This is a genomic window from Aeromonas sp. 603404 (assembly GCF_049171775.1).
Classification (GTDB): Bacteria; Pseudomonadota; Gammaproteobacteria; order Enterobacterales; family Aeromonadaceae; genus Aeromonas; species Aeromonas veronii_A.
In genome coordinates, this window is sequence record NZ_JAAKPE010000017.1 from 57,758 (window position 1) to 70,767 (window position 13,010).

Sequence of the window (13,010 nt, forward strand, 5' to 3'; positions counted from 1 at the left end):
AAATAGCACTTGTCAGCTGAGCATCCTCTGGATATTATCAGCCCCGCTTTCGCAAGGGAGTTGCCGATGGGACATCGCAAGCCGTTTGTAGCAGCCAACTGGAAGTTGCACGGTAGTAGGTCGCAGTTAGAGCAGTTTACGAGTCAATGCCTAAACGGCGTTGACGGAAAAGTAGATGTGGTTCTCTGTCCTTCCCATGTGCATCTCGACTTTAGCGCTTCACTGCTCAACGAGCAGAAAGTAATAAAGTTGGGGGCTCAGAATGTGAGTCAGCACGCTACTGGCGCTTACACTGGAGAAATCTCGTGTCAGATGCTGGTTGAGGCAGGGTGTCGTTACGTATTGGTAGGGCACTCCGAGCGCAGGCGTCTCTTTGGTGAGACCAGTTTTATCGTCGCAGAGAAATTTGCGGCAGCCAGAGCGGCAGGCTTGATTCCCATCCTCTGTTTAGGTGAATCAGGTGCGGCTAGGCAGGCGAGAAGAGCCTTCGAGGTGATCGCTGAAGAGCTGGATATCGTCATAGAGAAAAATGGCGCGATGGCTTTCGATAATGCTATCATCGCCTACGAGCCGATTTGGGCTGTAGGTACAGGTAAATGCGCCACACCCGAGCAGGCACAAGAGGTTCATTCCTTTATACGTGGTCGCTTGGCGGAGGATACTCCGGTAATAGGTGAGAAAGTTAGAATCATCTATGGTGGGAGCGTAACGCCGAGCAACGCGAGAGATTTGTTTGCACAGCCCGACATTGATGGCGGACTGATTGGCGGAGCAAGCCTCGATAGCGATGCGTTTTTAGGAATTGTTGAAGCGGCAAAGGGTGCAAGTTAAATGTACGAGATTCTTTTAGTCGTTTATCTGCTGGTTTCACTGGCTCTGATTGGTCTGGTGATGATTCAGCAAGGTAAAGGGGCTGATATGGGCGCCTCCTTCGGCGCAGGGGCATCGAACACAGTATTCGGCTCCGGTGGTTCAGGCAGTTTCCTGACCCGAACAACAGCAATCTTGGCTACTCTGTTTTTCGTTATCAGCCTAGTGCTCGGATCTATGTCCAGCAACAAGGTCAAGCAGGGTAGTGAGTGGGAGAATCTGCAACAAACCCAACAGGTTGAGCAGACCAAATTGCCAGTGAAGAAAGATACTGACGTTCCCGAGTAAGAGTTTTGCCGTGGTGGTGGAATTGGTAGACACGCTATCTTGAGGGGGTAGTGCTCTAGGGTGTGCGGGTTCGAGTCCCGCCCACGGCACCAATTAAGCAGTGAGCTCGGGAAACCGAGTTTATTATAGCCAGTCAGTCTTGTATCGAGAGAGTGAAGTGGCTATAATCTCGCACGATTTCGGACGCGGGGTGGAGCAGCATGGTAGCTCGTCGGGCTCATAACCCGAAGGTCGTCGGTTCAAATCCGGCCCCCGCAACCAAATTTCACGCATTTCCTACGCTCAGGAAGGCGGTCGCTGCGAGGCGACAATCAGGGTAAAGCGCCAAGCCCCGATTTGACATCGGGGCTTTTTGTTATGTGCAATTTACTCTGAATCGATATCTATCTGGGCTTTATGCCCTTTTTTTGTTTTTCGGAGGGTGACTTTGGCTACGTTGGAACAACGTTTGACCGATCTGCTCGAGGCTCCGGTCGTTGCCTTGGGTTTTGAACTTTGGGGTATTGAGTTTATCCGCGCGGGTAAACACTCCACCTTGCGTGTCTATATCGACGGCGAGCAGGGTGTGACTGTCGAGAACTGTGCTGAGGTCAGCCATCAGGTTGGCGCCATCATGGACGTCGAAGATCCCATCACCGAGGAGTACTACCTCGAGGTATCCTCCCCAGGCCTGGATCGTCCCCTGTTCAAGGTTGCCCATTTCGAAAAATACGTTGGCCAAGAGGCGGCGGTAACGCTTCGGATGGCAACAAACAACCGCCGCAAGTTCAAAGGCGTAATCAAAGCTGTGCAAGGCGACATGATCACCCTGACAGTAGATGGTAAGGACGACGTGTTGGCTTTCACCAATATCCAAAAAGCGAACATAGTGCCGAACTTTGGTTAACGAGGCTATCGGATATGAATAAAGAGATTTTGCTGGTCGTTGACGCAGTATCCAACGAGAAAGCGGTACCCCGCGAGAAGATCTTCCAGGCTCTGGAAACCGCGCTGGCGACTGCGACCAAGAAGAAATATGAAGGCGAGATTGAAGTTCGGGTCGAAATCGATCGCAAGACCGGTGACTACGACACTTATCGCCGCTGGCTGGTAATCGCAGATCAAGCCGCGATGGAGAACCCTTACGCCGAGATTACCCTGGAAGCTGCTCAGATTGATCAGCCGGATATCCAGGTCGGTGAATATGTTGAAGACCAGATCGACTCTGTCACCTTCGACCGTATCACTACCCAGACCGCCAAGCAGGTTATCGTGCAGAAAGTGCGCGAAGCGGAGCGTTCACAAGTAGTTGATCAGTTTAAAGATAAAGAAGGCACCATCATCAGTGGTGTGGTCAAGAAGAGCAACCGCGACAACGTCATTCTGGATCTGGGCAGCAATGCTGAAGCCGTGATCTTCCGTGATGACATGCTGCCGCGTGAAACCTTCCGCCCGGGCGACCGTGTCCGTGGCCTGCTCTACGCAGTACGTCCAGAAGCCCGTGGTTCCCAGCTGTTTGTCAGCCGTTCCAGCCCGGACTTCCTGAAAGAGCTGTTCCGTATCGAAGTACCGGAGATCGGCGAAGAGATGATCGAAATCATGGGCGCTGCCCGTGACCCGGGTTCCCGCGCCAAGATTGCGGTGAAGACCAACGATCGTCGTATCGACCCGATCGGTGCCTGTATCGGTATGCGTGGTGCCCGTGTGCAAGCTGTCTCCGCAGAGCTGAGCGGTGAGCGTGCAGACATCGTGCTGTACGATGACAACCCGGCCCAGTACGTGATCAATGCCATGGCACCTGCCGATGTGGCCTCCATCATAGTTGATGAAGACAACCACACCATGGATATCGCCGTGGAAGCTGCCAACCTGGCCCAGGCCATCGGTCGCAATGGTCAGAACGTGCGTCTGGCCTCCCAGCTGACCGGTTGGGAGCTGAACGTGATGACCGTTGAGGACATGCGTGCCAAGCACCAGGCCGAGAACGACCGCATCATGAACCTGTTCACCAGCACCCTGGATATCGATGACGATTTCGCCGGTCTGCTGATGGAAGAGGGCTTCTCGACCCTGGAAGAGATCGCCTTCGTACCGGTCAACGAGTTGCTGGCTATCGACGGTCTGGATGAAGACATGGTCGAAGAGCTGCGCAAGCGTGCCAAAGATGCCCTGACTACCCAGGCGCTGGCCAAAGAGGAGTCCTTTGATGGCGTCGAGCCGTCCGAAGAGCTGCTCAATCTGAACGGTCTGAGTCGTGAACTGGCATACGCTCTGGCGGGCCGCGGCGTGGGCACCCTGGAAGATTTGGCTGAGCAAGGTATTGATGACCTTGCTGGTATTGAAGGGCTGACTGCCGAGAAGGCGGGTGAGCTCATTATGGCTGCTCGCAATATCTGTTGGTTCGGAGAAGAGCAGTCTTAAGTAAGATCAAACGGAGGAAAATGAATGGCAGAAGTATCAGTCAAACAACTTGCCACTGACATCGACACACCGGTTGATCGTCTTCTCCAGCAGTTTGTCGATGCCGGTATCAGCAAGAGCAAGGCCGACGACATGGTCAGCGAGTCTGAAAAGCAGACTCTGCTGGCACACCTGAAGAAACAGCATGGAGGTGACGAGGTCGCCGCTCCTGCCCGCATGACTTTGCAGCGCAAGACCAAGAGCACCATCAGTGTTCAGGGAACCGGCGGCAAGAACAAAGAAGTGCAGGTGGAAGTTCGCAAATCTCGCACCTATGTAAGACGCTCGGCGCTGGAAGAAGAACAGCGTCAGGCGGAAGCCGAGGAAAAAGCGCGTTTGGAAGCAGAAGAAAAAGCTCGTCGCGAAGCCGAAGAGAAGGCTCGCCTCGACGCTGAAGAGAAGGCTCGCCGTGAGGCTGAGCAGGCTCGTCGTGAAGCTGAGGAAAAGGCGCGGATCGAGGCACAACAAAAGGCTCGACAGGCTCAACAGCCCGCCAAAGCAGCCAGTAGCACAGCTCAGCAAGAGGCAGAAAAGATGGCCAAGCGCGAAGCAGAAGAACTGAAGCGCCAACAGGAACAGACAGCTTTGAAAAAAGCTGAAGAACTCGCCGCGAAGAAAGCCGAAGAGGCTCGCATCATGGCGGAACAGAACGCAGCCCGCTGGGCTGAAGAAGAAGCCGCTCGTGCAAAAGAGAGCAGCGATTATCACCTGACTACCAACAAGCATGCGCAAGCTGCAGAAGACGAGCTGGATCGCAAAGAAGAGACCAGCCGCCGTACTGCCGCCGCCGCTGTCAAGGCCCCGAAAAAGGCGGGTCGTCGCGATGATGATCGCAATGATCGCAATTCCCGTGATCCGCGTGCCCGTAAAGGCAAACGTGGCAAGGTCGCTACCCCGAACGCCATGAAGCATGGCTTCAACAAGCCGGCTGCCGTGGTGAACCGCGACGTTGTCATCGGCGAGACCATCACAGTGGCCGAGCTGGCCAACAAGATGGCCGTCAAGGGAGTTGAAGTCATCAAGGCGATGATGAAGATGGGTGCCATGGCCACCATCAACCAGGTGATTGACCAGGAGACCGCTCAGCTGGTCGCCGAGGAGATGGGTCACAAGGTTGTGCTGCGTCGTGAGAACGAGCTGGAAGAGGCGGTACTGTCCGATCGTGACGAGACCTCCGAAGCCAAGCCCCGTGCACCGGTCGTGACCATCATGGGTCACGTTGACCACGGCAAGACCTCGCTGCTGGACTACATTCGTAAAGCCAAGGTTGCTGCTGGCGAGGCCGGTGGTATTACCCAGCATATCGGTGCTTACCACGTTCAGACAGATAGCGGCATGATCACCTTCCTGGATACTCCGGGTCACGCGGCGTTTACCTCCATGCGTGCTCGCGGTGCCAAGGCGACCGACATCGTTGTTCTGGTCGTTGCTGCTGACGACGGCGTGATGCCGCAAACCATCGAAGCTATCCAGCACGCCAAGGCTGCCGGTGTGCCGCTGGTTGTGGCAGTCAACAAGATCGACAAGCCGGAAGCGGATCCGGATCGCGTCAAGACCGAGTTGGCTCGTTACAACGTCATGTCCGAAGATTGGGGTGGAGACTGCCAGTTCGTGCACGTATCTGCCAAGTCCGGTCAGGGTATCGACGATCTGCTGGAAGCCATCCTGATCCAGGCTGAAGTACTGGAGCTGAAAGCGGTGGTTGACGGTATGGCCAACGGCGTCGTGATCGAATCCTTCCTGGATAAAGGTCGTGGTCCGGTTGCTACCGTACTGGTACAAGAAGGTACCCTGCGTCAGGGCGACATCGTTCTGTGTGGTCTCGAGTACGGCCGTGTTCGCGCCATGCGTGACGAACTGGGTCGCGAGATCAAGGAAGCGGGTCCGTCCCTGCCTGTGGAAATCCTGGGTCTCTCCGGCGTTCCCTCTGCCGGTGACGAAGCCACCGTTGTCCGTGACGAGAAGAAAGCCCGTGAAGTGGCGCTCTACCGTCAAGGCAAGTTCCGTGAAGTCAAGCTGGCTCGCCAGCAGAAGGCCAAGCTGGAAAACATGTTCGCTAACATGACCGAGGGCGAAGTGTCCGAAGTGAACGTGGTGATCAAGGCCGACGTACAAGGTTCTGTGGAAGCGATCTGCGATGCGCTGGTCAAACTCTCCACCGACGAAGTGAAGGTGAAGATCGTGGGTTCCGGCGTAGGTGGTATCACCGAAACCGACGCGACCCTGGCTGCCGCTTCCAGCGCCATCCTGGTTGGTTTCAACGTCCGTGCCGACGCGTCTGCGCGCAAGGTTATCGAATCCGAGAGCCTGGATCTGCGTTACTACTCCGTCATCTATGACCTGATCGACGAAGTGAAGCAGGCCATGAGCGGCAAGCTGGCCCCAGAGTATCGTCAGGAGATCATCGGTCTGGCTGAAGTGCGTAGCGTCTTCAAGTCTCCGAAGTTCGGCGCCGTTGCCGGCTGTATGGTTACCGAAGGTGTGGTCAAGCGTTCCAACCGTATCCGCGTTCTGCGTGACAACGTGGTTATCTATGAAGGCGAGCTGGAATCCCTGCGCCGCTTCAAGGATGACGTCAACGAAGTTCGCAACGGCTACGAGTGTGGTATCGCGGTCAAGAACTACAACGACGTGCGCGAAGGCGACCAGATCGAAGTTTACGAGACTGTTGAAATCCAACGGACTCTGTAAGCCGAGAGTTAGACAAAATAGGGGGCCGCGGCCCCCTTTTATCGCAGGATAGAATATGGCCAGAGAATTCAGCCGGACCCGTCGGGTCGGACAGCAGATCCAGCGTGAAATCGCGCTGATCCTGCAGCGCGAGGTGAAAGACCCGCGCATCGGCATGGTGACCGTTTCCGATGTGGAAGTGTCCCGTGACCTCAACTATGCCAAAATTTACGTCACCTTCTTGCAGCTGGAAAATGATGCCGAGCGCATCAAGGAAGGCTTGCAGGGTCTGACCGAAGCAGCCGGATATATCCGTAGTCTGCTGGGCAGTGCCATGCGTCTGCGCGTGGTGCCCGAGCTGCGTTTCTACTACGACCAGACCCTGGTCGAGGGGATGCGTCTCTCCAACCTGGTGACCAACACTGTGCGTGAAGACAAGCGCCGCATGGCCGAATCCGGCCGTGACGAAGAAGCTGAATCCGCACCGGATGACACGACTGAGGATAAAGCCTGAGATGACCCGAAGACGTCGTTTCAAGGGCCGTGATGTGCACGGCATTCTGCTGCTGGACAAGCCGACCGGCCTGACCTCCAACGATGTGTTGCAGAAGGTCAAGCGGATTTACAACGCTGCCAAGGCCGGTCATACCGGGGCGCTGGATCCGCTGGCGACCGGCATGCTGCCGATTTGCCTCGGTGAGGCCACCAAGTTCTCCCAGTATCTGCTGGAAGCGGACAAGCGCTATGAGGTGACCGCCAAACTGGGCGAGCGCACCAACACCAGCGACTCCGATGGTGAGGTGGTCTCCACCCGTCCGGTGAACGTGGCTGTCGGTACCCTGATTGAGGCGCTGGACCAGTTCCGCGGCCCCATCATGCAGGTGCCGTCCATGTACTCCGCGCTCAAGCACAACGGCCGTCCGCTCTACGAATATGCCCGCGAAGGTATCGAGATTGAGCGTGAAGCCCGTCCCATCACCGTATTCGAGCTCAAACTGCTGAGTTTCGAAGGTGATGAAGTGCGCCTTGAAGTGCACTGCAGCAAGGGCACCTATATCCGCTCTCTGGTGGATGATCTGGGTGAAGTGCTGGGTTGTGGCGCCCACGTGACCCAGTTGCGCCGTACCCAGGTGGCCAGCTATCCGTACGAGCGGATGCTGACTCTGGAGCAGCTCGAGTGTATTTTCGAGCAGGCCAAGGCCGAGAGCATCCCGCCGCGCGAGCAGCTGGATCCCCTGTTGCTGCCGATGGATACTGCCGTGGCAAGCTTGCCCGAGGTGAACATGCTGGCTGTTGTGGCTGCCTATGTGAATCAGGGCCAGGCCGTGCAGGTGGCGGGTGCGCCGCACAGCGGTCAGGTTCGTATGACGGTCGGCCCGGAGCGCGAGTTCATCGGGGTTGGCGAGATTGATGATGATGGCCGCGTCGCCCCCAAGCGACTGGTACGTTATCACGACGAGGAGTGATCCTCAGGCGGTATCGGCGTGCTCTTTCCCTCTCTCGCTTCTTTCTCGTTGCGAAAATGGGCAGGGACGATTATCATACCGCCCTCATTTCACGGCTGAATTAGAGATTGGCTGTGAACCTTTAAACACTCTACTGGAGTAATACCATGTCTCTAAATGCTGAGATCAAAGCTCAAATCGTTGCCGAGCACGCTCGTGGCGCCAACGACACCGGTTCCCCCGAAGTGCAAGTTGCCCTGCTGACTGCCCAGATCAACCATCTGCAAGGTCACTTCAAAGAGCACTCCAAGGACCACCACGGTCGTCGCGGTCTGCTGCGCATGGTTTCCCAGCGTCGTAAGCTGCTGGACTACCTGAAGCGTAAAGATTCCGAGCGTTATGCTGCTCTGATCGCCAAGCTGGGTCTGCGTCGTTAATCGACCATCAGATTTCGCGAAAAGGGGAACCTCCGGGTTCCCCTTTTTTATTGCTCTTTAGCGGCTTGTTGCCATCCTCACAGAATTTGTGTCGCCGCTTACCTTTTGCATCGAATCAAGTATACTTGTGCGCGAATTTAAAGAGCCAAATTGTAAAAAGGAAATTCACGTGAATCCTATTGTTAAGTCATTCCAGTACGGTCAACACACCGTCACACTGGAAACCGGTGTGATGGCCCGTCAAGCCACTGCGGCCGTTATGGTCAGCATGGACGATACCTGTGTATTTGTGACCGTCGTAGGCAAGAAAGAGGCCGATCACGGCCGTGATTTCTTCCCGCTGACCGTCAACTACCAGGAGCGTACCTATGCTGCTGGTCGTATCCCGGGTGGTTTCTTCCGTCGTGAAGGCCGTCCGAGCGAAGGCGAGACCCTCATCTCCCGTCTGATCGACCGTCCAATTCGTCCGTTGTTCCCGGAAGGCTTCTTCAATGAGGTTCAGGTGGTTGCCACCGTCATGTCCGTGAATCCGGCAGTCTCCCCCGATATCGTTGCCATGATCGGCGCCTCTGCTGCGCTGGCCATCTCCGGCATTCCGTTTGGCGGCCCGATCGGTGCTGCTCGCGTGGGTTACATGAACGGTCAGTATGTGCTGAACCCGACCACCACCGAACTGCCACAGAGCGATCTGGATCTGGTTGTTGCCGGTACTGCCAACGCCGTACTGATGGTTGAGTCCGAAGCGGCCATCCTCTCCGAAGAGGTGATGCTGGGCGCCGTGGTATACGGTCACGAGCAGATGCAGACCGTTATCAACGCCATCAACGAATTTGCCGCTGCCGTCGGCACCAAGCCGTGGGACTGGACTCCGCCTGTCGTCAACGAAGCGCTGAAAGCCAAGGTTGCCGAGCTGGCGAGCGCCGAGCTGGGTGAAGCCTACCGCATCACCGAGAAGGCTGTTCGTTACGAAACCATCGCGGCCATCAAGGGTCGTGTGGTTGAGCAAGTTATCGCTTCCGGCGTGGAAGAAGATGCCAAGAAGATCGGCGAAGAGTTCCACAGCCTGGAAAGCCGCATCGTTCGTGGCCGCGTAGTGCGTGGTGAGCCGCGTATCGATGGTCGCGATCCGGAAATGATCCGTGCCCTGTCTGTCGCTACCGGCGTATTGCCCCGTGCTCACGGTTCTGCCCTGTTCACTCGTGGTGAAACCCAGGCTATGGTCGTTGCGACCCTGGGTACCGAGCGTGACGCCCAGAACATCGACGAGCTGACCGGCAACCGTGCCGATCGCTTCATGCTACACTACAACTTCCCGCCATACTGCGTCGGTGAGACCGGCATGATGGGTAGCCCGAAGCGTCGTGAAATCGGTCACGGCCGTCTGGCCAAGCGCGGCGTTGCTGCCGTGATGCCGAGTGCTGCTGAGTTCCCGTACGTGGTGCGCGTGGTGTCTGAAATCACTGAATCCAACGGCTCCTCCTCCATGGCGTCTGTCTGTGGTTCCTCTCTGGCGCTGATGGATGCCGGTGTGCCGATCAAGGCTTCCGTCGCCGGTATCGCCATGGGTCTGGTGAAGGAAGAAGAAGGTTTCGTCGTGCTGTCCGACATTCTGGGTGACGAAGATCACCTGGGCGACATGGACTTCAAAGTAGCCGGTACCACCGAAGGTGTGACCGCGCTGCAAATGGACATCAAGATCGAAGGCATCACCAAAGAGATCATGGAGATTGCGCTGAAGCAAGCTCGTGGTGCTCGTCTGCACATCCTGAAAGTGATGGATGAAGCAATCCAGGCTCCCCGTGCCCAGATCTCCGATTTCGCACCGCGTATCCACACCATCAAGATCAATCCTGAGAAGATCAAGGACGTGATCGGTAAGGGTGGTTCCGTGATCCGTGCGCTGACCGAAGAGACCGGCACCAACATCGAGTTGGATGATGACGGTACTGTACGTATCTCCGCTGTGGCCAACGAAGCTGCCATGGAAGCGATCCGTCGCATTGAGGCCATCACCGCCGAGATCGAAGTGAACCGCATCTATGAAGGTAAAGTTGTCCGTCTGGCCGATTTCGGTGCATTCGTCAACATCCTGCCGGGCAAAGATGGTCTGGTACACATCTCCCAGATCACCGATGCTCGCGTTCAGAACGTGGCTGACCACCTGACTATCGGTGACGTGGTCAAGGTGAAGGTACTGGAAGTGGACCGTCAGGGCCGCGTACGTCTCTCCATCAAGGAAGCGAACGCTCCGACTGATGCAGCCCCGGCTGCTGATGCTCCGGTTGCTGCCGAAGCGCCTGCCGCAGAGTAATCTGTCCTCCTGAACCGGATTCTCCGGTTGCAGTAAAAAGTCCGGCGCCCTTTGGGGCGCCGGACTTTTTTATGCGCTCAGGCTCATCACGCCGAAGTTGGCTCTCTGCTCAGGATGTGGTGGGCATTGCCGGAGCCTCAAGAGGTCAGGTTAGAAAAGTGTTGCGAAGGGGGAGGGAGAACGGTGTGGGAGAAAGGAGCCTGAGGATTCAGGCTCCTGATAAGGATCAGGCCTCGTTGGCGTGGGCCTTCTGACACCCTTCGACGGCGTGAGCAATCAGTTCCAGTGCGCTCTGGTCGCACGGTGGCAACTCGGCCTCGCACTTGTTGATAGGGGTAACACGATCGCCCCACTTGATGATGGCTGCGCCCCAGGTCAGGCCGGCACCGAAGGCGGCAGTCAGCAGATAGGAATTCGGCTTGACGCGCCCCTGCTCCAGCGCTTCGCACAGGGCGATAGGTACGGTAGCGGCGGAGGTGTTGCCGTAGTTTTCGATGTTGACCATCACCTTCTCCATCGGCGCATTCATCCGTTTGGCGAGGGTCTCGATGATGCGGATATTGGCCTGGTGCGGCACGATCAGGTCGACCTGCTCCGGCGCAATACCGGCCTGCGCCAGCACAGTGCTGGTGGCCTCACCCATGCCGCGCACAGCACGTTTGAAGATCTCCGGCCCTTCGAAGTTGAAGGTGAACAGGCCATCGATATCGGCAAAACGCACCCGGTCGGTACCGAAGTTCGGTACATGCAGGATCTCCCGCGCTTCGCTGTCGCAACCCAGCTTGTTGGCGATCAGGCCACACTCCTGCTCGCTTGCCTCTATCACCACGGCACCGGCACCATCGCCAAACAGTACGGCGGTATCGCGGCGTGCCCAGTCCAGCAGGTAGGTGAGGCGCTCGGCGCCAATCACCAGCACCTTCTTCATCATGCCAGCCTGCACCAGCGAGGTAGCGACGGAGAGGGAGTAGACGAAACCGGTGCAGGCCGCGTTGAGGTCAAACACGGCGGCGTTGACGGCGCCCAGCTTCTTTTGCACCGCAGAGGCGGCACTTGGCAGCAGGTTGTCCGGGGTGGCGGTGGCCAGGATGATGCCATCGAGATCGCTGGCTTCCAGACCGGCGCAGGCCAGTGCGCGGCGACCGGCCAGGGTGGCGAGATCCGAGGTGCTGACATGGGAGATCCGGCGGGCCTTGATGCCGGTGCGCGGATAGATCCACTCGTCTGATGTATCCATGATGGTGCTGAGGTCGTCGTTGGTCAGCACGGAGGGAGGCAGGCATTTGCCCCAGCCGGTGATATTGGCGTATTTCATCTTGTTACCGCTTCTCAAGTGGATCGCCCGCGGGCGGAAAATCGTGCAATTATGCCGTACGAGACAACCACTGTCATCTTGTGGTCATGGTTATGTGCAGGGGGCTCAGCTGTGCCATCTGGTCGCAAAGGGCTGCAACGCGCGGAACATGGCTGGAAATTTTGCTTAAAACGCGGGACTCATCTGCCCTAAGATAGGCGTTTCACCACCGATGAGGGTATCTCCTTGCTCAGAGCCAATCTCAACTTGTTGCCGACCCTCAAGGTGCTGCTGGAGACCCGCAATATCAGCCGCGCCGCCGAGCTGTTGCACCTGAGTCAGCCCTCCATCAGCAAGCAGCTTGCCCAGTTGCGCAGCGAGTTTGATGACGAGTTGCTGGTGCGGGAGGGGCAACGCTGGCTGCTGACGCCACGGGCCGAACTGTTGGCCGCCCAGCTGGCGGATTCTCTCGGTGCGCTGGAGCGGCTCTACGAGGCGCCCGGATTTGACCCGAGCCGCTGCGAGCGGGTATTTCGGCTCGCCTCCTCCGATTATGTGGCCCAGCATATCCTGCCCGATATCTGTGCCGCGCTCGCCAAAGAGGCGCCGTTGGCGGCGCTGGAGTACAGCCTGTGGGACAAGCGTCAGCTGCCGCAGTTGTGGCAGTCCGAGCTGGATCTGGTCTCCACCATCACCGAGCAGGTACCGGATCAGATCCGTGGTCTGCATCAGGGGGAAGATCGGCTGGCGGTGTTGATGGGACGTCACCACCCGCTGGCGGGCAAGGCGCTGAGTCTCGATGACTATCTCGCCTGGCCTCACCTGCAGGTGAGCGGGGGAGGCGACAAGGACAGCCCGGTGGAGCAGGTGTTGGCGCCGCAGGGACTGAGTCGGCGCTGGTTTGCCAGAGTTCCCTTCTTTCAGGCGGCAGTGGAGGTGTTGCTGCGCACCGATTGCCTGATGACCACCCCGGCCCATATCGCCTGGCAGCTCTCCTGTGGCCATGAGCTCACCTTTGTCGATCTGCCCTTTGCTACCCGCGACCAGCAGTATCATCTGCTGTGGCATCAGCGCCACCATCAGGATCCAGCCCACCGCTGGTTTCGCGAGCTGGCCTACCCCTTCCTGCGGGATCATCTGCAACGCACCGTTGGCGAGAGTCGCAAGCTGCTCGATCTCGGCGGTTAGCCGCAGTCGGTTGTGTGGCGTTATAGCCATTGGTTATGGAATCTATTCATAACTTTCACTACTGGCAT

General features: G+C 57.3%; 11 protein-coding genes and 2 tRNA genes. 12 read left to right on the top strand and 1 reads right to left on the bottom strand.

Annotated elements, in window-relative coordinates; all coding sequences use genetic code 11:
- The first annotated feature begins 66 nt into the window (after nucleotides 1-66).
- From tpiA to pnp, 11 genes are all read left to right on the top strand, one after another.
- Nucleotides 67-831: a triose-phosphate isomerase gene (gene tpiA / locus G5306_RS18565; RefSeq protein WP_043822828.1), complete on the top strand. Its 765-nt coding sequence runs from the start codon at nucleotides 67-69 to the stop codon at nucleotides 829-831.
- Nucleotides 832-1,158: a preprotein translocase subunit SecG gene (gene secG, locus G5306_RS18570; RefSeq protein WP_421313416.1), complete on the top strand. Its 327-nt coding sequence runs from the start codon at nucleotides 832-834 to the stop codon at nucleotides 1,156-1,158.
- Between the two features lie 7 nt (nucleotides 1,159-1,165).
- A tRNA-Leu gene (locus tag G5306_RS18575) sits at nucleotides 1,166-1,250 on the top strand.
- Nucleotides 1,251-1,342: 92 nt separating this feature from the next.
- Nucleotides 1,343-1,419 (top strand) — tRNA-Met (locus tag G5306_RS18580).
- 166 nt (nucleotides 1,420-1,585) lie between these two features.
- A complete protein-coding gene (gene rimP / locus G5306_RS18585; RefSeq protein WP_005338809.1) occupies nucleotides 1,586-2,044 on the top strand; it encodes a ribosome maturation factor RimP in 459 nt (152 codons plus the stop codon).
- A gap of 14 nt (nucleotides 2,045-2,058) precedes the next feature.
- Complete coding sequence (nusA, locus tag G5306_RS18590) at nucleotides 2,059-3,558, top strand: transcription termination factor NusA (RefSeq protein WP_216979372.1); 1,500 nt, start codon at nucleotides 2,059-2,061, stop codon at nucleotides 3,556-3,558.
- Nucleotides 3,559-3,582: 24 nt separating this feature from the next.
- Entirely contained in the window at nucleotides 3,583-6,288 is a 2,706-nt protein-coding gene (infB, locus tag G5306_RS18595) for a translation initiation factor IF-2 (protein ID WP_216951946.1), read from the top strand.
- Between the two features lie 55 nt (nucleotides 6,289-6,343).
- The gene (gene rbfA / locus G5306_RS18600) at nucleotides 6,344-6,781 is read left to right on the top strand and encodes a 30S ribosome-binding factor RbfA (protein ID WP_005338799.1); all 438 of its coding nucleotides are present in this window, start codon (nucleotides 6,344-6,346) and stop codon (nucleotides 6,779-6,781) included.
- Between the two features lies 1 nt (nucleotide 6,782).
- Nucleotides 6,783-7,733 (top strand): tRNA pseudouridine(55) synthase TruB, encoded by a 951-nt coding sequence (gene truB / locus G5306_RS18605; protein WP_245094887.1) that lies wholly within the window; start codon nucleotides 6,783-6,785, stop codon nucleotides 7,731-7,733.
- Between the two features lie 146 nt (nucleotides 7,734-7,879).
- Entirely contained in the window at nucleotides 7,880-8,149 is a 270-nt protein-coding gene (rpsO, locus tag G5306_RS18610; RefSeq protein WP_216979371.1) for a 30S ribosomal protein S15, read from the top strand.
- A 169-nt stretch (nucleotides 8,150-8,318) separates the two neighbouring features.
- Nucleotides 8,319-10,460, top strand: a complete 2,142-nt coding sequence (gene pnp / locus G5306_RS18615) for a polyribonucleotide nucleotidyltransferase (protein ID WP_216979370.1) — start codon at nucleotides 8,319-8,321, stop codon at nucleotides 10,458-10,460.
- Nucleotides 10,461-10,686: 226 nt separating this feature from the next.
- Here the strand turns inward: pnp and G5306_RS18620 are convergent, their stop codons facing one another.
- Nucleotides 10,687-11,775, bottom strand: coding sequence for a ketoacyl-ACP synthase III (locus G5306_RS18620; protein ID WP_216979369.1), 1,089 nt, complete (start codon nucleotides 11,773-11,775; stop codon nucleotides 10,687-10,689).
- Between the two features lie 225 nt (nucleotides 11,776-12,000).
- Here G5306_RS18620 and G5306_RS18625 point away from each other — a divergent pair, with 225 nt between their 5' ends.
- The gene (locus G5306_RS18625; RefSeq protein WP_115522808.1) at nucleotides 12,001-12,942 is read left to right on the top strand and encodes a LysR family transcriptional regulator; all 942 of its coding nucleotides are present in this window, start codon (nucleotides 12,001-12,003) and stop codon (nucleotides 12,940-12,942) included.
- Nucleotides 12,943-13,010 lie beyond the last annotated feature (68 nt).

Excerpts from the sequence above, each read along its gene's own strand:
- tpiA (WP_043822828.1), top strand. The coding sequence starts at position 67 with ATGGGACATCGCAAGCCGTTTGTAGCAGCCAACTGGAAGTTGCACGGT.
- secG (WP_421313416.1), top strand. The coding sequence starts at position 832 with ATGTACGAGATTCTTTTAGTCGTTTATCTGCTGGTTTCACTGGCTCTG.
- nusA (WP_216979372.1), top strand. The coding sequence starts at position 2,059 with ATGAATAAAGAGATTTTGCTGGTCGTTGACGCAGTATCCAACGAGAAA.
- infB (WP_216951946.1), top strand. The coding sequence starts at position 3,583 with ATGGCAGAAGTATCAGTCAAACAACTTGCCACTGACATCGACACACCG.
- rbfA (WP_005338799.1), top strand. The coding sequence starts at position 6,344 with ATGGCCAGAGAATTCAGCCGGACCCGTCGGGTCGGACAGCAGATCCAG.
- truB (WP_245094887.1), top strand. The coding sequence starts at position 6,783 with ATGACCCGAAGACGTCGTTTCAAGGGCCGTGATGTGCACGGCATTCTG.
- rpsO (WP_216979371.1), top strand. The coding sequence starts at position 7,880 with ATGTCTCTAAATGCTGAGATCAAAGCTCAAATCGTTGCCGAGCACGCT.
- G5306_RS18620 (WP_216979369.1), bottom strand. The coding sequence starts at position 11,775 with ATGAAATACGCCAATATCACCGGCTGGGGCAAATGCCTGCCTCCCTCC.